This window comes from Bradyrhizobium sp. LB14.3 (genome assembly GCF_040547985.1).
Taxonomy (GTDB): domain Bacteria; phylum Pseudomonadota; class Alphaproteobacteria; order Rhizobiales; family Xanthobacteraceae; genus Bradyrhizobium.
The window spans coordinates 207,235-228,473 of record NZ_JBEPQT010000011.1 but is presented as its reverse complement, the minus strand read 5'-3'; the positions used below and the strand labels follow the sequence as shown (position 1 = coordinate 228,473).

The 21,239-nt window shown below is 63.1% G+C and carries 16 protein-coding genes and 1 pseudogene; 11 read left to right on the top strand and 6 right to left on the bottom strand.

Annotated elements, in window-relative coordinates; genetic code table 11:
- Positions 1 to 266: 266 nt before the first annotated feature.
- From ABIB00_RS21665 to ABIB00_RS21650, 4 genes are read left to right on the top strand one after another with little or no spacing between them, the layout of a single operon-like run.
- On the top strand, positions 267 to 587 hold the full coding sequence (locus ABIB00_RS21665) for an ArsR/SmtB family transcription factor (RefSeq protein WP_354105780.1): 321 nt from the start codon (positions 267 to 269) through the stop codon (positions 585 to 587).
- The gene (locus ABIB00_RS21660) at positions 584 to 1,015 is read left to right on the top strand and encodes an SRPBCC family protein (RefSeq protein ID WP_354105779.1); all 432 of its coding nucleotides are present in this window, start codon (positions 584 to 586) and stop codon (positions 1,013 to 1,015) included. Before ABIB00_RS21665 ends, ABIB00_RS21660 begins: the two co-directional genes overlap by 4 nt.
- 42 nt (positions 1,016 to 1,057) lie before the next feature.
- Positions 1,058 to 1,282, top strand: a complete 225-nt coding sequence (locus ABIB00_RS21655; RefSeq protein ID WP_354105778.1) for a hypothetical protein — start codon at positions 1,058 to 1,060, stop codon at positions 1,280 to 1,282.
- Positions 1,279 to 1,725 (top strand): DUF1801 domain-containing protein, encoded by a 447-nt coding sequence (locus tag ABIB00_RS21650; RefSeq protein WP_354105777.1) that lies wholly within the window; start codon positions 1,279 to 1,281, stop codon positions 1,723 to 1,725. The genes ABIB00_RS21655 and ABIB00_RS21650 overlap by 4 nt, the downstream gene beginning before the upstream one ends.
- A 9-nt stretch (positions 1,726 to 1,734) precedes the next feature.
- Here the strand turns inward: ABIB00_RS21650 and ABIB00_RS21645 are convergent, their stop codons facing one another.
- From ABIB00_RS21645 to ABIB00_RS21630, 4 genes and pseudogenes are all read right to left on the bottom strand, one after another.
- Positions 1,735 to 3,270: a SpoVR family protein gene (locus ABIB00_RS21645; RefSeq protein ID WP_354105776.1), complete on the bottom strand. Its 1,536-nt coding sequence runs from the start codon at positions 3,268 to 3,270 to the stop codon at positions 1,735 to 1,737.
- On the bottom strand, positions 3,267 to 4,544 hold the full coding sequence (locus ABIB00_RS21640; RefSeq protein WP_354105789.1) for a YeaH/YhbH family protein: 1,278 nt from the start codon (positions 4,542 to 4,544) through the stop codon (positions 3,267 to 3,269). Before ABIB00_RS21640 ends, ABIB00_RS21645 begins: the two co-directional genes overlap by 4 nt.
- An 18-nt stretch (positions 4,545 to 4,562) precedes the next feature.
- On the bottom strand, positions 4,563 to 6,506 hold the full coding sequence (locus ABIB00_RS21635; protein ID WP_247350872.1) for a PrkA family serine protein kinase: 1,944 nt from the start codon (positions 6,504 to 6,506) through the stop codon (positions 4,563 to 4,565).
- Between the two features lie 297 nt (positions 6,507 to 6,803).
- Positions 6,804 to 7,462, bottom strand: a pseudogene (locus ABIB00_RS21630) (STM3941 family protein).
- Between the two features lie 306 nt (positions 7,463 to 7,768).
- Here ABIB00_RS21630 and ABIB00_RS21625 point away from each other — a divergent pair.
- Genes ABIB00_RS21625 through ABIB00_RS21600 form a run of 6 tightly spaced genes read left to right on the top strand, consistent with a single transcriptional unit; the run spans position 7,769 to position 15,272 of the window.
- The gene (locus ABIB00_RS21625) at positions 7,769 to 10,618 is read left to right on the top strand and encodes a bifunctional transaldolase/phosoglucose isomerase (protein ID WP_354105775.1); all 2,850 of its coding nucleotides are present in this window, start codon (positions 7,769 to 7,771) and stop codon (positions 10,616 to 10,618) included.
- Positions 10,619 to 10,631: 13 nt separating this feature from the next.
- Entirely contained in the window at positions 10,632 to 11,612 is a 981-nt protein-coding gene (gene gnd / locus ABIB00_RS21620; RefSeq protein WP_354105774.1) for a phosphogluconate dehydrogenase (NAD(+)-dependent, decarboxylating), read from the top strand.
- Positions 11,613 to 11,657: 45 nt separating this feature from the next.
- Positions 11,658 to 13,169, top strand: a complete 1,512-nt coding sequence (zwf, locus tag ABIB00_RS21615) for a glucose-6-phosphate dehydrogenase (protein ID WP_354105773.1) — start codon at positions 11,658 to 11,660, stop codon at positions 13,167 to 13,169.
- Positions 13,169 to 13,918, top strand: a complete 750-nt coding sequence (gene pgl / locus ABIB00_RS21610; protein WP_354105788.1) for a 6-phosphogluconolactonase — start codon at positions 13,169 to 13,171, stop codon at positions 13,916 to 13,918. The genes zwf and pgl overlap by 1 nt, the downstream gene beginning before the upstream one ends.
- Positions 13,905 to 14,435: a gluconokinase gene (locus tag ABIB00_RS21605; RefSeq protein WP_247442798.1), complete on the top strand. Its 531-nt coding sequence runs from the start codon at positions 13,905 to 13,907 to the stop codon at positions 14,433 to 14,435. Before pgl ends, ABIB00_RS21605 begins: the two co-directional genes overlap by 14 nt.
- 24 nt (positions 14,436 to 14,459) lie before the next feature.
- Positions 14,460 to 15,272, top strand: a complete 813-nt coding sequence (locus tag ABIB00_RS21600; RefSeq protein ID WP_354105772.1) for an HAD family hydrolase — start codon at positions 14,460 to 14,462, stop codon at positions 15,270 to 15,272.
- A gap of 1 nt (position 15,273) precedes the next feature.
- Here ABIB00_RS21600 and ABIB00_RS21595 read toward each other — a convergent pair whose 3' ends face one another.
- Positions 15,274 to 17,079 (bottom strand): glycoside hydrolase family 15 protein, encoded by a 1,806-nt coding sequence (locus ABIB00_RS21595; protein ID WP_354105771.1) that lies wholly within the window; start codon positions 17,077 to 17,079, stop codon positions 15,274 to 15,276.
- 44 nt (positions 17,080 to 17,123) lie between these two features.
- Complete coding sequence (gene malQ / locus ABIB00_RS21590) at positions 17,124 to 19,085, bottom strand: 4-alpha-glucanotransferase (RefSeq protein WP_247442802.1); 1,962 nt, start codon at positions 19,083 to 19,085, stop codon at positions 17,124 to 17,126.
- A gap of 204 nt (positions 19,086 to 19,289) precedes the next feature.
- Between malQ and ABIB00_RS21585 the strand changes: the two genes are divergently transcribed.
- Complete coding sequence (locus tag ABIB00_RS21585) at positions 19,290 to 21,236, top strand: maltotransferase domain-containing protein (RefSeq protein WP_354105770.1); 1,947 nt, start codon at positions 19,290 to 19,292, stop codon at positions 21,234 to 21,236.
- The last annotated feature ends 3 nt before the right edge of the window (positions 21,237 to 21,239 follow it).

Sequence of the window (21,239 nt, the reverse complement as noted above, 5' to 3'; positions counted from 1 at the left end):
TGCACAGCCCGCGGTCGGGACGAAGAGGTGGCCGCAGTCGAACAAAAAGGTGACTGCTCTCCTTGACACACACATTCCCCATGTGAGCAATCCAGTCTGCCTCCACGGAGGGACTGGATTGCATCCAGCGCGCGTCGGCTCCTCAATGCCCGTCCCAACTCGCAATGACGGAGAATGGGGCGCCGCCGCTGGGCGCAACATCCTGCTTGACTCATCCATAACTACAGGGTTATGAATCAATCCATAACTTGCAGGTTATGGATATCATGTCTGCCGCTCAAGATCTGTTCAGGACGCTTGCCGATCCAACCCGGCGGGCGATCTTCGAGCGGCTGTGCCGCGAAGGGGAACAGACGGTCGGGGCACTGACGGCGGTATCAGGCGTTTCCCAGCCGGCGGTCTCAAAACATCTCGGCGCGCTGAAGCAGGCCGGGCTGGTGCGCGACCGGCATCAAGGACGGCAAACGCATTACAGCGCGCAACCTGCCGCGCTCAATCCGCTGATCGACTGGACCGGCCAGATGGCCGGGTTCTGGCAAAACCGACTCGACGCGCTCGACGATCTCCTGAAGAGGATGGACCAATGACCGAAGCCGCTACCGAGATGCGTTCTGTCGTCATCGAGCGCGAGTTTGCCTTTCCGGCGGAGCGGATCTGGCGCGCGCTGACGCAGCCGCACCTGATCGAGGAATGGCTGATGAAGAACGACTTCAAGCCGACCGTCGGCCATCGCTTCAATCTTCGCGGCGAGTGGGGTGGCGTGCTCGACTGCGAGGTCCTCACCATCGAGCCACAGCGCACGCTCGCCTACACCTGGAATTTCACGCATGACGACGCGGCGTTCGATCTCAAGAGCGTCGTGACCTTCACGCTGACACCGACGGGCGCCGGCACGCAACTGCGGGTCGAGCAAGCCGGCTTCAGCCCGACGCAGAAGCAGGCTTTTGGCGGCGCGCATGCCGGCTGGAAGCAGTTTTTCGCCAAGCTGGACGAGGTGCTGGCGCGGGCTGACTAGCCCAGCCGGCGTCTCTTCAGATCATTTCCAAAGGAGATCCCAATGAGCTCGAACATGTGGATTCGGCAAATCCATCGCTGGCTGTCGATCGCTTTCACGCTCGCCGTCATCGCGAACATCGTCGCCATGATCCAGCAGGTCGAGGCCGCCTGGATCGGCTTCCTGGCGCTCGTCCCGCTGATTCCGATGCTTATCACCGGACTCTACCTGTTCGCGCTGCCCTATCTCGGCAAGCGCGATGACGCGCGACGGGAGGCGCGATCATGAAAAAGGCCGTGACCGCGGCGACAGGCAGCACGAAGGAAGCAAATGGGCCTTCGCCTTCCAAGCTGATCGACGGCAGGATCAAGGAGCTCGGCGACTGGCGCGGCGAGATGCTCAAGCGAATCCGCGGCCTGATCAAGGAGGCCGATCCTGACATTGTCGAGGAATGGAAATGGCGCGGCGTGCCCGTGTGGGAGCACGACGGCATCATCTGCACGGGGGAGACCTACAAGGCCGTCGTTAAGATGACGTTTGCCAAAGGCGCTGCGTTGGACGACCCGGCCGGGCTGTTCAATTCCAGCCTCGAGGGCAACGTGCGGCGCGCGATCGATTTCCACGAAGGCGCGAAAATCAACGAGAAGGCGTTGAAGGCGCTGATCCGCGCGGCGGCGGCCCTGAACACGAGCAAGGCCAAGAAGAAGCCGGCCAAGAAGCGTTCTCCGTAGACGGCGGCGTCAGGCCGCCACCGGAATCGGGCGCGGGCTCACGACATATTCGCGCAAGACCTTGTCGTTGCCGTCGACCTCGATCAGCGCGACGTCGTAGGTCCAGAGATCGGCGAGGTGCTGGAGCACCCGCTTGGCGTCGGTCTCGTTGAGCTGCGAGCCCTTGATCACATGGTGATGCAGGATCAGCCGGCGGTCGCCGGAGAGATCGACGTCGACCACCTCGATATTGGCGTCGATGTAGCCGACATCATGCTGCCGCGCCAATTCGCGCCGAACACGGCGGAAGCCGCGATCGTCGTGGATGGCATCGACCCGGATGCCCGCACGCTCTTCGGGATCGTCGTGCAGATGGAACATGCGGAGGTGCCGCATCAGCTTCGGACTCAGGAACTGCGCGATGAAGCTTTCATCGCGGTAGTTAGCCCAGACGTCGCGCAGCACGCCCATCACGTCGTTCTTGCCGGCGATATCGGGGAACCACTCACGATCCTCGTCCGCGGGATTTGTGACGATGCGCTCAATGTCCTGCATCATGCCGAAGCCGAGTGCGTAGGGGTTGAAGCCGGAAAAGCGCGGATCGTCGAATTCGGGTTGGAACACCACATTGGTGTGCGACTGGAGGAATTCGAGGAAATTGCCGTCGGTGATGCGGCCTTGCTGGTGCAGTTTGGTCATGATGCGATAGTGGACGTAGGTCGCCGTCCCCTCGTTCATCACCTTGGTCTGGCTCTGCGGATAGAAGTACTGCGCGATGTGGCGGACGATGCGCAAAAGCTCACGCTGCCAGGGCGCCAGCCGCGGCGCGCTTTTCTCCAGGAAATACAGCAGGTTTTCCTGCGGCAGGCCGAGCAGCTTGCGGCGCCGTTCGAGGGAGATGGCTGACCGGGTCTTCGACGCCCCCTTGGGCACCGTGCGCCAGAGATCGTTGAAGACCTCCTCTTCGTGCTGGCGGCGACGGCCGGCACGCTTCTCTTCCTCGCGCAAATCCAGCTTCTTCTTGCCGGGATAGCGGTCGATGCCGTGCGACATCAGCGCATGCGCGGCATCCAAAGTGCGCTCGACCTCGACGCGACCGTAGCGCTCCTCGCAGCTCATCACATACTTCTTGGCGAAGTCGAGGTAGTCCAGAATACCGTCGGCGTCGGTCCACTGCTTGAACAGATAATTGTTCTTGAAGAAGTGGTTGTGGCCGAAGGCGGCGTGGGCAATCACCAGCGTCTGCATCGTCGCCGTGTTCTCCTCCATCAGATAGGAGATGCAGGGCGAGGAGTTGATCACGATTTCATAGGCGAGCCCCATCAGTCCCTTGCGATAGGACGCCTCGTGATACGCGAACTGCTTGCCGAACGACCAATGCTTGTAGAACAGGGGCATGCCGACCGACGAGTAGGCATCCAGCATCTGCTCGGCGGTGATCACCTCGATCTGGTTCGGATAGACGTCGAGCCCGAGATCCTTGGTCGCCACCTCTTCGCAGGCATCGGTGATGCGCTGCAAGATGTGAAAATCCCAATCGGCGCCTTCGAACAAGCGTTCCGTCATGGAGCGGTCTTCTCCTGGGCAGTTTCGCGGCGCTGGAACAAATCGTGGAACACCGGAAAAATCTCGCTGCGCTCGCTGACCTTGCGCATCGAGAGCGGTTCGCCGCTGTTGCGCAGGCGCTCGTAGAGGGTCCAGAGCGAGGAGTCGGAGAGATCGAAGGCGCTGCCGCCTGATTCCCCGACCTCGAGATAGGCGAAGAACTGGCAGATCGGCAGGATCTTGTCGGTCAACAGCATGCCCGTGAGCTCACCGTCGGAATAGGAATTGTCGCCGTCGGAGGCTTGTGCGGCGTAGATATTCCAGTCCGACGGATTGAAGCGCTCGCGCACGATCTCGTGCATCGCCTGGAGCGCGCTGGAAACCAGCGTGCCGCCGGAGGCCGGACCGTAGAAGAAGGTCTGCTCGTCCACTTCCTCGGCGCGGTCGGTGTGGCGAATGAAGACGATCTCGACATGCTTGTAGCGGCGCTTCAGGAACACGTAGAGCAGCATGTAGAACCGCTTGGCGAGATCCTTCATGTGCTCGGACATCGAGCCCGAGACGTCCATCAGGCAGAACATCACGGCTTGCGCCACCGGCTTGGGCACCGTCTCGAAGCGGCGGTAGCGGATGTCAAGCGGATCGATGAAGGGAATGCGCTTGATCTTCGCTTTCAGCTTTTCCAGCTGGGCGAGAAGCACCACACGCTCGTCCTCGTCCGTGCATGCGGCGATCGCGGCTTCCAGCTCTTCGAGCTCGTCCTTGCGGGGACGCTTGAGCGCAATACGGCGCGCAAGCGCGCGCCGCACCGTCCGGCTGACCGAGATGTTGGCGGGCGAGCCCGAGGTGGTATACCCGGCGCGCTGGATGCCTTCGCTCTCGGTCTGCGCGACCTTGCGCTTGGCAAGATCCGGCAGCTCGAGATCGTCGAGGAAGAGATCGACGAACTCATCGCGGCTCAGGACGAAACGAAAGGCGTCCTCGCCGTCGCCTTCGCCCGGACCGGAATCCTTGGCGCTGCCCTGGCCGGAGCGCTGGAGATAGTCGCCCTCGATGAACTTCTTGTTCCCGGGCAGCACCATGTCCCGCGTTCCGCCGTCGCGGCGGAACCGCGGCTCGTGCATGCCATCGAGCGGGATCGTGACCTCACCACCCTCCAGGACATCCTTGATGTCTCGTTCCTGCGAGGTCTTCTTGACGGCGCCCTGCACCAGGGATTTGGCCCGACGCAAGAACCGCTGCCGGTTCTCAAGACTCTTGCCGCCTGGATTCAGGCGCCTGTCAATAATGTGAATGGGCACTTTCCATCCGCCTCAACCGGCCTGCTTCACGCGCATATACCACTCGACGAGCCGGCGAACCTGACGCTCGGTGTAGCCACGCTCCACCATGCGTGCGACGAATTCGCCGTGCTTCTTCTCCGTCTCGCCGTCCTTCTTCGACCCGAAGGAGATGACCGGAAGCAGGTCCTCGACTTGGGAGAATATCCGCTTTTCGATCACATCGCGAATCTTCTCGTAGGAGATCCAGGTCGGATTCTTGCCACCGTTCTGGGCGCGCGACCGTAACGAGAATTTGACCACCTCGTTGCGGAAATCCTTCGGGTTGGCGATGCCCGCCGGCTTCTCGATTTTGGTCAATTCCTGGTTCAACAGTTCGCGATCAAGCAGCTGGCCGGTGTCGGCATCCTTGAAATCCTGGTCCTCGATCCAGGCATCGGCGTAATCGACGTAGCGGTCGAACAGGTTCTGGCCGTAATCCGAGTAGGATTCGAGATAGGCCTTCTGGATCTCGTTGCCGATGAACTCGGCATAGCGCGGTGCGAGATCCGCCTTGATGAATTCGAGGTAGCGCTTCTCGACTTCCTCGGGCAGCTGCTCGCGTTTGATCGACTGCTCCAGCGCGTACATCAGATGCACGGCGTCGGCGGCGACTTCCTGCGGATCATGGTTGAAGGTGGCAGCCAGGATCTTGAAAGCGAAGCGCGTTGAGACACCGTCCATGCCCTCGTCGACGCCGGCGGCATCGCGATATTCCTGGACGCTGCGCGCCTTCGGATCGGATTCCTTCAGGCTTTCGCCGTCGTAAACCCGCATCTTGGCGAACACCGTGGAATTTTCGTGCTTGCGCAGACGCGACATCACCGAGAACCGGGCCATCGTCTCCAGCGTCGAAGGGGCGCACGGCGCGGCCGCGAGCTCGGAGCCCTGGATCAGCTTCTCGTAGATCTTCTGCTCTTCGGTGATCCGCAGGCAATAAGGCACCTTGATCACGCAGATGCGGTCGATGAAGGCCTCGTTGTTCTTGTTGGCCTTGAAGCTCGACCACTCGGCTTCGTTGGAGTGGGCGAGGATGACGCCGGTGAACGGAATTGCGCCGATATTCTCCGTGCCGATATAGTTGCCTTCCTGCGTTGCCGTCAGCAGCGGGTGCAGCATCTTGATCGGCGCCTTGAACATTTCGACGAATTCGAGGATGCCCTGGTTGGCGCGATTGAGGCCGCCCGAATAGCTGTAGGCATCGGGATCGTTCTGTGCGTAAGTCTCGAGCTTGCGGATATCGACCTTGCCGACCAGCGAGGAGATGTCCTGGTTGTTCTCGTCACCGGGCTCGGTCTTGGCGACCGCGATCTGGCGCAGCCGCGACGGCTGGATCTTGGCGACCCGAAACTGGGAAATGTCACCGCCGAAGGCTTCGAGCCGCTTGTAGCACCACGGGCTCATCAGGCCGGTGAGACGGCGGCGCGGAATGCCGTATTTCTCTTCCAGCATCGGGCCGAGCTGATCCGGATCGAACAGGCTGAGCGGACTTTCGAACACCGGGCTCAACTCGTCGCCGGCCTTGAGCACGTAGATCGGATGCACTTCCATCAGCGACTTCAGCCGCTCGGCAAGCGAGGATTTGCCGCCGCCGACCGGACCGAGCAGATAGAGTATCTGCTTGCGCTCTTCGAGGCCCTGCGCTGCGTGACGGAAGAAACCGACGATGCGCTCGATGGTTTCTTCCATGCCATAAAAACCGGCGAAGGCCGGATAGGTGCGGATCGTGCGGTTCAAAAAAATACGGCCAAGGCGTGGGTCCTTGGCCGTGTCAATCGTCTGGGGCTCGCCGATCGCCGCGAGTAATCGTTCGGCCGCGTTCGCGTATTTCATGGGATCGCTTCGACACGATTCCAGATATTCCGCCATCGACATGTCGTGCTGGCTTCTCGCCTCGAACGACTTAGCGAAAGCGTTGAATAGAGAATCGTTGTACATGATCCCTCTCCGCGTGAGTTCCGCTACAAGCTGAAACGAAAGCAGTTACCGGACCGTTCCTCAGGCCGGATCGAATCAGCGTGAGCACATGACGATCATTGGACACCCTGGTGTCGACTCGACGCAACGCACAACGTAGGCACTCGTTGGGTTACGAACAGGCACCTGCCCGTAATTTGTGCGAATCTCTATCTATATTGGCCTATTTCCAGAAAATGTCACTCGGTCGCAACATCCGGGCGTTACCGGGGATGAGCCTATCCTGCCCGGCACCATAGCGATCCGCGAGCGGCGATCTTATGACGCTTGTACGGCGAAGCCTTGGGTGCCGCGTTCATCTTCCTGCTGCAATGCAGTGCGCGGACTACTGGCAGCGTGACAGTCGCGGCAAGCCCTCAGCAGTGTATCAAAATCGGTCGCCAAACCCTCCGACCGAATGACAATCCGACCGTTCTGAGCACAACGGGCCAAGCCGCGGATGGTGCAGAGCTGCCGCTGCAAGGCCGGCGTCGGCGTCAGCACGATCATCTTGCGCCCGCGGCGTTCTTCAGCCGAAATCTCCGCGATCGAGTCCCACAGCAGAAATTCATTGCCGATGCGGAGATCGCGGATGCCGTAGGGGGTGACGATCACCACCGGCCCCCGTTCGGCGGGGAGCACCCAGATCAGCCAGCAGGTGATCGGACCGAACAGCGCGACGCCCGCATAGCCCATCGCGGTATCGTAGTCGCTCATGCCGCCCCACCAAGCTAAGGCCAGGCCGGCGCTGAGCAGTGTCACGGCGAAACCCGCCGCGACCAGCAGCCATAGTTGGGTCTTGCATAGACTGATTTCGAGATCGTTGGAGGCGTCGATGCATCCGGCCCGCGTGACCGATTGCGGGCTGTCAGCGACAGCGGGCGCCAGGCCATCATGATCTGCATGATCTGCGTGCATGCTTCCCCCAGCATGGCCATTCGCGACCGAGCCACAATGCATCAGGCGGACCGGAATCCGCCGATCGTACTCCGCGCAGCCACTAGCGACGAGGTTAGGCAGCTAACGCTACGCAACGAGCCCCCGGCCGATTCCTCGCGGCCAACGACTTTTTACGTAACTCGGCTCCTTCACCCGGATCGCCATGATGGCGACGGAGTTACACTGGAGAGTATGACGTCCATACCCTTGAATGGTTCCCTCAAGGAAGCATGTAAGCTAGAGGATAGCGCGTCAGGACCGGCGCGGAAACCCCTCGCCCGCAGGCTTGGAGATAAATAAGCAGCATGAATCCCGTCAAAGAACTGGAAAAGCACGGACAAGCCGTCTGGCTGGACTTCCTGGCCCGTGGCTTCATCGCCAAGGGCGACCTGAAGCGGCTGATCGACACCGACGGCGTCAAGGGCGTCACCTCCAATCCATCGATCTTCGAGAAGGCGATCGGCAGCTCGGACGAGTACGACGCGCAGATCGGCAGGGCGTTGAAGCGCGGCGATCGGTCGGTCGCCGACCTGTTCGAGGCTGTCGCGGTCGAGGACATCCAGAACGCCGCCGATGTGCTGCGCCCAGTCTACGACCGACTGAAAGGCGGCGACGGCTATGTCAGCCTGGAGGTCTCGCCCTATCTGGCGATGAACACCGCCGGCACGGTCGCCGAGGCGCGGCGGCTCTGGAAGGACGTCAACCGCAAGAACCTGATGGTGAAGGTGCCGGCGACGCCGGAGGGCCTGCCCGCGATCGAAACGCTCATCGGCGACGGCATCAGCATCAACATCACGCTGCTGTTCTCCAGGGACGTCTATCTGCAAGTCGCCGAGGCCTATCTCGCCGGCCTGGAGAAATACGTCGCAGGTGGCGGCGACCCCTCGCACGTGGCGAGCGTGGCGAGCTTCTTCGTCAGCCGCATCGATTTGGTGGTCGACAAGCAGCTCGACGAAAAGATCGCTCGCGCCAACGACCCGAGCGAAAAGGAACGGCTCGCCGCGCTGAAGGGCAAGGTCGCGATCGCCAACGCCAAGGTCGCCTATCAGGACTACAAGCGGCTGTTCTCGGGTCCCCGCTGGGACAAGCTTGCCGCCAAGGGCGCCAAGCCGCAGCGCATGTTGTGGGCCTCGACCGGCACCAAGAACAAGGACTACAGCGACGTCCTCTATGTCGAGGAATTGATCGGTCCCAACACCATCAACACCGTGCCGCCGGCGACGCTGGATGCGTTCCGCGACCACGGCACGCCGCGCGACAGCCTTGAAGAGAATGTCGACGACGCCCGCCGTGTGCTGGAAGAGCTGGAGCGCTCCGGCGTCTCGCTCGATGCCGTCACCGAAGAGCTCGTCAAGGACGGCGTCAAGCAGTTTGCCGATGCCGCCGACAAGCTCTATGGCGCGGTCGCCCACAAGCGCGCCACCGTGCTCGGGCCCGCGATCGACCGCCAGCTTCTCTCGCTCGGCGACGGTCTCGGCAAGGCCGTGGCCAAGAGCACCGAGGAATGGCGCGCCTCTGCCAAGATCCGCAGGCTGTGGCAGCGCGACAAATCGGTTTGGACCGGAAGCGACGAGGACAAATGGCTCGGCTGGCTCGACAGCGCCGCCAAAGCCGACGTCGCCGATTATGAAGACTACGCAAACCGCGTGAAGGGCCAGAAGTTCTCCGACGCCGTCGTGCTCGGCATGGGCGGTTCGAGCCTTGGTCCCGAGGTGCTGGCCGAGACGTTCGCGCGGAAGTCCGGCTTCCCGAAGCTGCACGTGCTGGATTCCACCGATCCGGCGCAGGTGCGGGCGATGGAGGCCAGGATCGACATCGCCAACACCGTGTTCATCGTCTCCAGCAAATCCGGCGGCACCACCGAGCCTAACGCGATGAAGGATTATTTCCATGAGCGCGTCGCGCAGGCCCTCGGCCCGAAGGCCAAGACCGGCTTCCGCTTCATCGCGGTGACCGATCCCGGCTCGTCGCTGGAGAAGTCGGCGAAGAAGCTGAACTATGCCCGCATCTTCCACGGCGAGCCCTCCATCGGCGGACGTTATTCGGTGCTCTCGCCGTTCGGCCTGGTGCCGGCGGCAACCGCGGGCGTCGATATCAAGACCTTCGTCAAGCACGCGCTTGCGATGGTCCGCTCCTGCGGACCGGACGTGCCGCCAAGCGAAAACCCGGGCGTGCAGCTCGGCCTTGCCATGGGCCTCGCGGCGCTCGAAGGCCGCGACAAGGTGACGATCCTGTCGTCGAAGAAGATCGCCGATTTTGGCGCCTGGGCCGAACAGCTCATCGCGGAATCGACGGGCAAGGACGGCAAGGGCCTGATCCCGATCGACGGCGAGCCGCTGGGCGAACCCGCGGTCTATGGCAATGACCGGCTCTTCATCGACATCCGTATCGAGGGCGAGGCGGACGCCGCCCACGACTCGAAGCTTGCCGCGGTCGAAGCGGCCGGCCATCCCGTGGTGCGCATCACAATGAAGTCGATCGACCATCTTGGCCAGGAGTTCTTTCGCTTCGAGATGGCAACGGCGGTGGCGGGTAGCATCCTCGGCATCAATCCGTTCGACCAGCCGGACGTGGAAGCGGCCAAGATCAAGACCCGCGAGCTCACCGCGTCGTTCGAGAAAACCGGGGCGCTGCCGGCGGAGCAGCCGGTGGTCAGCACGGATGAAGCCGATCTCTACACCGACGAGACCAACGTCACGGCGTTGCGCGCTGCCGGCGCCAATGGCGACCTGACCTCATGGCTGAAGGCGCATCTGTCGCGCTCCAACCATGGCGATTATGTCGCCCTGCTCGGCTACATCGCGCGCGATAAGGCGACGATCGAGGCACTGCAAACCATGCGGCTCGAAGTGCGCGAGAAGCGGCACGTCGCAACCTGCGCCGAGTTTGGACCGCGCTTCCTGCACTCGACCGGGCAAGCCTACAAGGGCGGGCCCGATAGCGGCGTATTCCTCCAGATCACTGCCGACGACGCCAAGGACTTGCCCGTGCCGGGCCAGAAGGCAAGCTTCGGAATCATCAAGGCAGCACAGGCGCGCGGCGACTTCGACGTGCTCACCGAGCGCGGCCGGCGCGCGCTGCGGGTCCACCTAAAGGGCGGGCTCAAGAAAGGTCTCGCTGCGCTCAACGCGGCGCTTAGCGACGCACTGAATTAAGGGAATCTCTCAGATGCAACTCGGCATGATCGGTCTCGGCCGAATGGGCGGCAACATCGTTCGCCGGCTGATGCGCCACGGCCACTCGACCGTGGTCTACGACAAGGACGCCAAGGCCGTCGCTGGCCTCGCCGCAGACGGCGCGGTTGGCTCCGCGACGCTGGAGGAGTTCATCTCGAAACTCGAGCGGCCGCGTACGGCCTGGGTGATGCTGCCGGCCGGCCACATCACCGAGACCACGATCGGCACGATCGCGGGCGTGATGCAGGAAGGCGACGTCATCATCGACGGCGGCAACACCTTCTGGCAGGACGACGTCCGCCGCGGCAAGGCGCTGAAGACGCGCGGCATCCACTATGTCGACGTCGGCACCTCCGGCGGCGTCTGGGGCCTCGACCGCGGCTATTGCATGATGATCGGCGGCGAGAAACAGGTGGTCGACCGGCTCGATCCGATCTTCGCCGCGCTCGCGCCCGGCGCCGGCGACATTCCGCGCACGGAGGGACGCGAGGGGCGCGATTCCCGCATCGAGCAGGGCTACATCCATGCTGGCCCTGTCGGCGCCGGGCATTTCGTCAAGATGATCCACAACGGCATCGAATACGGCTTGATGCAGGCCTATGCCGAAGGTTTTGACATCCTCAAGAACGCCAACATCGAGGCCTTGCCGGCGGATCATCGTTACGATTTCGATCTCGCCGATATCGCCGAAGTGTGGCGACGCGGCTCCGTGATTCCGTCCTGGCTGCTCGACCTCACCTCGACGGCACTCGCCGGCAGCCCGGCGTTGACGGAATATTCCGGCTTCGTCGAGGATTCCGGCGAAGGACGCTGGACCGTGAACGCGGCGATCGACGAGGCCGTGCCGGCCGAAGTTTTGACGGCGGCGCTCTACACACGTTTCCGTTCGCGGCAGCAACACACTTTCGCCGAGAAGATTCTCTCCGCGATGCGCGCGGGCTTTGGCGGCCACAAGGAGCCGAAGTCCAAATAAGAAGTCCGAGTCAGAAGAAGTCCACAAAGCGAAGGCCAGTAATTCGTGACAAAAGACCAGCAGCCAAAGCGCAAGCCGGAAAATTGCGCCTTTGTCATTTTTGGTGTCACCGGTGATCTCACTCACCGCCTCGTGATGCCGTCACTTTACAATCTTGCTGCCGAACACATGTTGCCGGAGAAGTTCTGCGTCGTCGGCGTCGGCCGCAACGCCATGTCGGACGACGAGCTCCGCGACAGCCTGATGAAAGGCCTGCGTGAGTTTGCGACCCGCTCCGTGGACGACGTCGTCGCCAAGAAACTCCTGGAACGCGTCAGCTTCGTCGAAGCGGATCCAAAAGACCCGCCATCCTTCGATCGCTTGCGCGAACATCTCGATGCGCTCGAATGCGCGCAAGACACCGGCGGCAACCGCTTGTTCTACCTGGCGACCCCGCCGGCCGCGTTCGCGCCGACCGCGCGCGAGCTCGGCCGCACCGGCATGATGAAGGAGAACGGCACCTGGCGGCGACTGGTGATCGAAAAGCCGTTCGGCACCGACCTCGCCTCCGCGCGCGCGCTGAACGCCGAGCTGCTGAAGATCATGCAGGAGCACCAGATCTACCGGATCGATCACTATCTCGGCAAGGAGACGGTGCAGAACATCCTGGTACTGCGCTTTGCCAACGGCATGTTCGAGCCGATCTGGAATCGCAACCATATCGACCACATCCAGATCACGGTGGAGGAGAAGCTCGGCGTCGGCCATCGCGGCGGCTTCTATGACGCCACCGGTGCGCTCCGCGACATGGTGCCGAACCACCTGTTTCAGCTGATGTCGCTAGTGGCGATGGAGCCGCCGGCCCGTTTCGACGCGCATTCCGTGCGCTCGGAAAAGGCCGAGGTTTTGACCTCGATCCAGCAGCCGAGCGAGGAGGAAGCGCTGAAGAGCTCGGTGCGCGCGCAATATCTCTCGGGGCGCATCGGCGACGATGAGATCCCGGACTATCGCAAGACCGAGGACGTCAAGCGCGGCAGCACCACCGAGACTTTTGTCGCGCTGAAGCTGATGATCGACAATTGGCGCTGGGCCGGCGTGCCGTTCTACTTGCGCACCGGCAAGGCGCTGGGCCACAAGCGCACCGAGGTCGCGATCAAGTTCAAGCAGGCGCCGCTGTCCATGTTCTCAGGCACGGCGGTCGACCGGCTCTCGCAAAACTTCCTCACCATCGGCATCGCGCCGACCGAAACCATCGAGCTCCAGTTCAACGCCAAGATCCCGGGCCCTAGCATCACCATCGACGGCGTCGAGATGAAGTTTCGCTATGGCGACTATTTCCGGGCCGATCCCAGTACCGGCTACGAGACGTTGATCTACGACTGCATGATCGGCGACAACATCCTGTTCCAGCGCGCCGACGGAATCGAGGCTGGGTGGCAAGCGGTGCAGCCGTTCCTGGACGCCTGGAAGAACGCAGGCACGAACGGCATCGAGACCTATCAAGCCGGCAGCGACGGCCCCGCCTGCGCTGACGAGTTGCTCCGTCGCGACGGCCGAAGCTGGCGGAAGTTTTCGTGATGGCAGCGGCCGGACAGCCGAAGCTGATCGTCGAGGCGGACGCCGAGGCGCTGGCGCAGACCGCGGCCGAGCGGGTGATGGCGCGGATCGATGCCAATCTCGGGCGGATCGCGATCTGCCTCACCGGCGGCTCCAGCCCAACGAAGCTCTATCAGCTGCTTGGCAGCGATGCCTGGCGCGGCAAGATCCCATGGGAGCGCGTGCACTGGTTCATCGGTGACGAGCGCTTCGTGCCCGAAAGCGATCCCCTCAACAACATGGCGATCGCGCGCGCGACCTTTCTCGATCGGAATGCGTCCCCCGGCCATATTCACCCGATCCCGACGGCGGCTGACAACCCTGATCAGAGCGCCGCGGCTTATGCGCGCGAGCTGCAGTCTTTCTACGGCGCGGAAAGCCTCGATCCGGCACGGCCGCTGTTCGACATGGTTTTGATGGGTGCGGGCCCGGACGGCCATACGGCTTCGCTCTTTCCTGGCTACCCCGCGATCGAGGAGACCATGCGCTGGGTCGTCGGGGTCCCTAAGGCCAATGTCGCGCCTTTCGTGCCGCGGGTATCCCTCACCCTGCCCGCGCTGGCATCCTGCCGCGAAATGCTGTTCGAGATTGCGGGGCACGACAAGCAGCCGATCTTGACGCGCCTCCTCAATGGCGAGACTCTGCCGGCTGTACGCGCGCGCTCGAATGGTGAGACCGTCTGGCTGGTCGACCAGGCCGCGCTACCGGAGGGAATTCGTGGCGGGCGTTGAAGCACCTTGTGCATTGATCGTGATGGGCGTGTCGGGCTCGGGCAAGAGCACGGTTGCAAACGCGCTCGGCGAGCGCCTCGGCTGGCGCTTCGAGGACGGCGACAGCTTTCACCCCGCCAGCAATGTCGAGAAGATGCGGGCTGGCCATCCTCTCACCGACGAGGACCGCTGGCCCTGGCTCAACGCCATCGCCGACGAGATCGCGCGGGTCTGCGACAAAGGCGAGCAAATCATCATCGCCTGCTCGGCGCTGAAGCACACCTATCGTGACGTGCTCCTGCGTGGACGCGACGACGTGCGCTTTGTCTTCCTCAGGGGCACGAAGGAGCTGATCGCCGCTCGTCTCGCGCAACGCAAGGGGCACTTCATGCCGCCCGGGCTGCTGACGAGCCAGTTCAGCACGCTGGAACCGCCGGAGGCGGGCGAGCACGTCATCACCGTCTCGATCGACGAATCCGTCGAAGCGATCGTGGACGGGGTTGTACGGCAGCTGAAACTGGGCGTCGCGAAGCGCTGAGGCCAAAACCCCCAAGGTCCTGCCATGACGAAAATCTCACTCGTGGTCTCCGACGTCGACGGCACGCTGCTGACCAAGGACAAGACGCTGACGGAGCGCGCGAGGTCCGTGGTGCAGCGGCTGCACCAGGCCGGCATCGGTTTCACGATAACGTCGAGCCGCCCCGCGATCGGCATGCGCTTCCTGATCGAGCCGCTGGCACTCTGGCTGCCGGTCGGCCCGTTCAACGGCTCATCGATCGTCGATCCCGAGATGAAGCCGGTCGAGCAGCATCTCATCCCGGCCGGCGCGGCCGAGCGAAGCTTAAAAATCCTCCGCGACTTCGGCGCCGACATCTGGCTGTTCACCACCGACAAATGGCTGATCGACAACCCCAGCGGTAAATACGTCGCGCATGAGCAGCACACCATCCGCTCTGACCCGACCATCGTGACGGACTTCTCGCCCTACCTTGCGAGCGCCTGCAAGATCGTCGGAGCCAGCGCCGATGCAGCCGGCCTAGAAGCTTGCGAGAAGGCGATGCAGAAGGCGCTCGGCAGCGAGGCGACCGCAGTGCGTTCGCAAACATATTATCTCGACATCACCCCGCCCGGCTTCGACAAAGGCACATTCGTGCAAGCCATGGCCAAGCGCCTCGGCATTTCAACGGACGCCGTCGCCACCATCGGCGACATGCAGAACGACCTCGCGATGTTTCGCGTCAGCGGCGTCTCGATCGCCATGGGCAACGCGACCGACAGCGTCAAGGACCAGGCCACCCACGTCACCGCGACCAACGAGCAGGACGGTTTTGCCGAGGCGATGGAGATGATCCTGACGCGGAACGGGGTCGCTTAAGTCACTGCTTCGACCGCTGCACCGCCGGCTTCTCGCTTCCTTGCCTCGCCGCGGACAGATTGTGCGCGGTGTTGATCAGCGCGATATGGGTCAGTGCCTGCGGGAAGTTGCCGGTCTGGCGCCGGGCGCCTGAATCATACTCCTCGGCCAATAGCCCGACGTCGTTCGCGATACCGACCACGCGGTCGAACAAGATCTGCGCCTTGTCGAGATCGCCCGACAGCACATGGGCGTCGGCGAGCCACAGGCTACAGGCGAGGAACGCGCCTTCGAGCGGCGACTGTCCCGCAGGCACTTCGCGCGGGTCGTGCCGCAGCACGAAACCGTCGCGCATCATGTGGTTCTCGACAGCCGCCATGGTGCCACGGATGCGCGGGTCCGATGGCGGCAGGAAGCCGACGGCCGGCAACAGCAGCACGCTGGCATCGAGCAGTTTCGAACCGTAGGATTCGACGAAGGCGTTTTCCTCTGCGTCAAATCCCTTGTTGCAGACGTCGCGATGGATCGCATCGCGCAACGCGCGCCAATGCAGAAGCGGCGCCTTGAAGCCAAAAGTCTCGGCACTCTTGATGCCGCGATCGAAGGCGACCCAGGTCATCACCTTCGAGAAGACGTAGTGCCTGGGCTCGCCGCGCCGCTCCCAGATGCCGTGGTCGGGCTCGTCCCAGACCTCGGCGAGATGATTGAGCACGTTGCATTCCAGCGCCCAGGTCGTTTCGTCGTCGAGCTTGAGCTTGGCCATGCGTGACTGATGAAAGGCGTCGATCAGCTCGCCATAGACGTCGAGCTGAAGCTGCGCATGCGCGGCATTGCCGACCCGCACCGGCCGCCCGCCCTCATAGCCGTCCAGCCAGCCCGCCTCCCATTCCAGCAGCCGCCGCTGGCCCCAGATGCCGTACATGATCTGCATGTTCGCCGGCGAGCCTGCCGCCGCGCGCAACAGCCAATTGTGCCAGGCCAACGCTTCCTCGGTATAGCCGGAATTCATCAGCGCCAGCAGCGTGAAGGTGGCATCGCGCAGCCAACAGAAACGGTAATCCCAATTCCTGCTGCCGCCGAGCTTCTCCGGCAACGAGGTGGTGGGCGCGGCGACGATGCCGCCGGTCGGGCCAAAGGTCAGCGCCTTCAGCGTGATCAGCGAGCGCATAATGAGATCGTGATAGTCGCCGTCGCGGATGCATTTGCTGCACCAGTCCTGCCAGAATTTTTCGGTCTCCTGGAGCGCGACCTCCGGATCGATCGGCGCGGGCGGTTCGAGATGCGAGGGACCGTAGGTCAGCACGAACGGCACGGTCTCGCCGGCTTTTACCTCGAAGTCGGACACGGTTGTCATATCCTCGCCGCGGGTCTTTGCCGGCGTACGGAGCACCGTCATGTCCTGGCCGGCGACCGCAAGCAGCGAATGGTCAATCCGCCGCACCCAGGGAATGTCGACACCGAAGCCGAAGCGGATCACGAGCTCCATCCGCATCTTCACCGTGCCGCTGACGCCGCGGACCAGCCGCACGATGTCGGAGGCCTTGCCGCGCAGCGGCATGAAGTCGATCAGCGCAACGGTGCCGCTCTTCGTCTCGAAGCGCGTCTCGAGGATGAGGGTGTCGCCGAGATAGCTGCGCGACGTCGCGGTGACGTCCTCGTCCGGTGCGATCAACCAGCGGCCGTTCTTGTGCGTGCCGAGGATCGCAGCGAAGCAGGCGTCGGAATCGAAGGCCGGCCAGCACAGCCAGTCGATCGAACCGTTGCGCCCGACCAGCGCCGCGGTCTCGCAGTCGCCGATCAGCGCATAGTCCTCGATCCTCTGAGACAATGTCGTGCGAGCCTCGAAAACGGCGTTTCGGAAATCCTCAGCAATCAACGCCCGCCGGGCAACGAGCGTTCCCGTGTCGCGGCCTTCAAAGCTGCGAGATCGACCTTCGAGGCGATCTTGTCGAGCGCAACCGGCAGGCGCTGGCGCCAGTTCGGATGCTCGTCGATCGTGCCGGGAATGTTGGGCTGATCGATCACGCCGAGCAGGTCCTCCAGCGACACTGCGAGCAGCCGCGACGGCGTGCGCGACAGGAAGGCGAGCACCGAATAAAGGTCGTTGGCGTTGATGCCGTTCTGGCGCAGGATGTCGTCGAGCTTGCCGAGCGCATCCCAGCGCGCCTTCTCGTCCTCGCCGGGTTCGAGCCCGAGCGAGAGCTTCATCCTGAGATCGCTGAAGGAGCGCCAGCCGGCATAGGTGCACAGATCATGCGTGTTCAGCGTGACCAGCGCGTTGGGCCGGTAGTGATCGGTGTTGCGGAAATGGCCGGCATCGTCGCGCTCGAACATCATGACGAGATAGGACCAGATGCCGAAATCCTGCATGGTCTCGCGGAATCCTTCCGGCACGGTGCCGAGGTCCTCGCCGATCACGATGCATTTGTTCGCCGCGCTTTCACGCACCACGGCGCCAAGCAGCGCCTCGAACGGCATCTGCACATAGGCGCCATTATCCGGCTTGAAACCGCGCGGCACCAGATAAAGCCGCTTCAGCCCCAGCACGTGATCGAGGCGGATGGCCCCGGCATGCCGCATCGAAGCGGCCAGCATGTCGGCGAACGGCACGAAGGACTGAGCCTCCAGGCCACCAGCATTGAAGCCGGCAAGGCCCCAGTCCTGGCCGACGGTGTTGAGCACGTCAGGCGGCGCACCGACCGCGAGATGGCGCGAGATCGCCATCTGCTCGTTCCAGGCATCGAAGCCGTTGGACTGCACGCCGACGGCGACGTCGAGATAGAGGCCCACGCGCATGCCAAGTTGGCCGGCCAGTTCCTTGGCGGCATGCAACTGGCTATCGGCGGTCCATTGGACGAATTCAACGAACTCGACGTCGTGTTTGTCGGGCCCGTTGCGCAGTCGGGCGCATTTCGCCTCGTCCGGCTGCTGCCATTCCACCGGCCATTCCCACCACGGCGCCGTGAAGCGATGGCGTAGCACCTCGAAGCAGGCAAAACGGGACAACAGCGGCGCGCGCGCCGCGCGGAAGGCGTCGAACTGGTTGCGGCGGACACCGCTGGCGCTTTTCAGAAAGCTGTCGAAGGCCGCGCGCAAGGCCAACCACTTCAAGGCCGCCATGGCCGCATAGGGCACACGATCGCCTTCACGGAGCCGCGCGGCGGTCGCGGCCGCGTCGGGGACGAGATCGCCGGAAAATTCCGGGATTGCCTCGACATCGATATAGAGCGGATTGAGAAACAGCCGGCTGTTCGGCGAATAGGGGCTGCAATCGGCCGGATGGTCGTCGAACAACACATGCAGAGGATTAAGCCCGACCCCGTCGGCCCCCAACTGCTTGGCGAGCCGGACGAGATCGGCAAGATCAGTGAAATCACCGATGCCCCAATTGCGGTCGGAGCGGACGCTGTAGAGTTGCACAGCAAGCAGCCAGCCGCGGTCGAAATCGCCGCCAAAGGCCCGCTCGGGCGCCACGATCATCGGCACCTCTTCGCTCACGCCTTCGGCATCGGTCAGCGTCAGACGGTGATAGCCGAGCGGCAGACCGGCGGGCCATGCAATCACGGGCTCGCGCGCCTCGCCTTGCGCGATCAAATTGCCATTGCCGGTCATCGTCCATTTGAGCGGCGGTGCACCGATCGTCACCAATTCGGTGCGCGGATGGCCCAAGGCGCGCACCACCACGGGTCCGCTAACGAAGCGATAGACCCGCTTCTCCGGCAGGGCGTCGAGGATGGATTTGAGGGCCACGGGATCGGTGATCCGCAGCTTTCCGAGGGCATCGACGAATTCGGACTGAACGCCCTTGATCTGGGCTTGAGCTAAAAGATCCATTCGGCACGCAGTTGGCAGGCCAGATTTTGGCCGGGGGTATTGATTTTAACGAGGCACTGGAAGACGTTAGTCAGGCTTAACTCACAAACCGCGCTAGCCGTTCCCGAGGGAACTAATGACACCCAACCGGCTTTCTATATAGGTATCAAGCGTAGGTTCCCGACAAGGGAAACGGGCTCCTGCTTTCTTGTCAATGGCATCACCGTGAACAAGACAATTCAAACTGTCGAGAGTGCCGCAGCCGGCAGCGCTTTCCTCATCGAAGACGTCTATCCCTTGATCGACGGCGGCCGCTTCCCCGTGAAGCGGATCGCGCGCGAACCGGTCGAGGTCTGGGCCGACATCTACCGCGACGGCGACGGCGTGATCGGCGCAGCGCTGATCTGGCGGCAAGAGCAGGACCGCGAATGGCGGAGCGAGCCGATGATCCCTCACGGCAATGACCGCTGGTCCGGCGCGTTCACACCGGTTGAGCCCGGCAAATATGTCTATGCGATCGAAGCCTGGACCGACGAGTTCGCGACGTGGTCGCACGGGGTCGCGCGCAAGCAGCGCTCTGGTGTCGATGTCAGCCTCGATGCGATCGAGGGCGCCGGCCTTCTGACCAAGGCGCATGGCGCGCGTCAGGAGGCCGCGGCTGTCATCGTCAGGCAATGCGAGGACTATCTTCAGACCGGCGACGTCACCCCGCTGCTGGCAACTGAACTCGGCGAAGCCATGGCCGAGAGCCAATCGCGGCCCGACCTCACCCGCTCGGCGCCCTTCCCGCTCATCGTCGACCGCGACAAGGCGCGCTTTGGCGCCTGGTATCAGATGATGCCGCGCAGCCAGAGCCAAATTCCAGGCCGGCACGGCACGCTCCGCGACTGCATCGCGCGGGTGCCCGAGATCGCGGCGATGGGCTTCGACGTGCTCTACTTCACGCCGATCCACCCCATTGGCCGCACCCGCCGCAAGGGCCGCAACAACGCGCCGGTAGCGACCGAAGGCGATCCCGGCTCGCCTTATGCGATCGGCACCATCGAGGGGGGGCACGATGCGCTGCATCCGGAGCTCGGCACGATCGAGGATTTCCGCGCGCTGGTCGCGACCTGCCTGGAATACGGCCTCGAGCTCGCGCTCGACTTCGCCGTGCAATGCTCGCCGGACCATCCCTGGCTGACGCAACATCCGGAATGGTTCAAATGGCGGCCGGACCGCTCGGTGCGGACGGCTGAGGGGCCCTATTCCGATATCGTCATCCCCGATTTCACGTCCGTCGATCGGGCCGGACTGTGGAACGCGTTTCGCGACGCCATGCTGTTCTGGATCGACCACGGTGTCACCATCTTTGCCATCGACAATCACGACACCGCGCCGCTTGCTTTCTGGGAGTGGCTGATCCGCGATATCCGCCGCCGGCACCCCGAGGTGATCCTGTTCTCCAAGACGTTCGCGCGACCGAAGCTGATGAAGGGCCTCGCCAAGCTCGGCTTTGCGCAGTCCTTCAGCTATTTCCCGTGGCGCACGGCGAAGTGGGAGCTGGAGCAATATCTCGGCGAGCTGACGCGCTATCCCGAACGTGACTTCTATCGGCCGAACCTGTTCGTGAGCACGCCCGACCTGCTGCCATATCATCTCCAGGGCGGCGAGACCTGGGCGTTCAAATCGCGCGTCGCGCTGGCCGCGACATTGTCCGGCAGTTACGGCGTCTACAGCGGGTTCGAATTGCTGGAGCACGACGCGATCCCCGGCCGCGAGGAATATCTCGACTCCGAGAAATACCAGATCAGACAGCGCGACTGGGACAAGCCCGGCAACATTAAGCCGTACATCACGGAGCTAAATCGTATCCGCAACGAAAACGTAGCCCTTCAGCAGACGGCGAACCTGCGCCTCCTCGGCATTGAGGACGGCGACACGATTGCTTTTGCCAAGGAGGCCGCCGATCCCGCCAATACCGTCATTGCCGCGATCGCGCTCTCGCGCAATGCACGCGAGTTCTGGTTGCCGCTCGGCGACCTCGCCATCGACGTCGGCCGCGCGCGCCGCCATGTCACCGGACTCGAAAATCTCCTCACCGGCGAACAGTCCCGCATCGAATGGGGCGGGATCAAATTGCGTATCGATCCCGACCGCGATCCGGCGCTGCTGTTCCGCTGCCTGGCGTAAAGG

Coding starts and splice junctions, on each gene's coding strand:
- ABIB00_RS21665 (WP_354105780.1), top strand. CDS start 267: ATGTCTGCCGCTCAAGATCTGTTCAGGACGCTTGCCGATCCAACCCGG.
- ABIB00_RS21645 (WP_354105776.1), bottom strand. CDS start 3,270: ATGACGGAACGCTTGTTCGAAGGCGCCGATTGGGATTTTCACATCTTG.
- gnd (WP_354105774.1), top strand. CDS start 10,632: ATGCAACTCGGCATGATCGGTCTCGGCCGAATGGGCGGCAACATCGTT.
- ABIB00_RS21625 (WP_354105775.1), top strand. CDS start 7,769: ATGAATCCCGTCAAAGAACTGGAAAAGCACGGACAAGCCGTCTGGCTG.
- ABIB00_RS21660 (WP_354105779.1), top strand. CDS start 584: ATGACCGAAGCCGCTACCGAGATGCGTTCTGTCGTCATCGAGCGCGAG.
- ABIB00_RS21655 (WP_354105778.1), top strand. CDS start 1,058: ATGAGCTCGAACATGTGGATTCGGCAAATCCATCGCTGGCTGTCGATC.
- ABIB00_RS21650 (WP_354105777.1), top strand. CDS start 1,279: ATGAAAAAGGCCGTGACCGCGGCGACAGGCAGCACGAAGGAAGCAAAT.
- malQ (WP_247442802.1), bottom strand. CDS start 19,085: ATGGATCTTTTAGCTCAAGCCCAGATCAAGGGCGTTCAGTCCGAATTC.
- pgl (WP_354105788.1), top strand. CDS start 13,169: ATGGCAGCGGCCGGACAGCCGAAGCTGATCGTCGAGGCGGACGCCGAG.
- ABIB00_RS21635 (WP_247350872.1), bottom strand. CDS start 6,506: ATGTACAACGATTCTCTATTCAACGCTTTCGCTAAGTCGTTCGAGGCG.
- ABIB00_RS21600 (WP_354105772.1), top strand. CDS start 14,460: ATGACGAAAATCTCACTCGTGGTCTCCGACGTCGACGGCACGCTGCTG.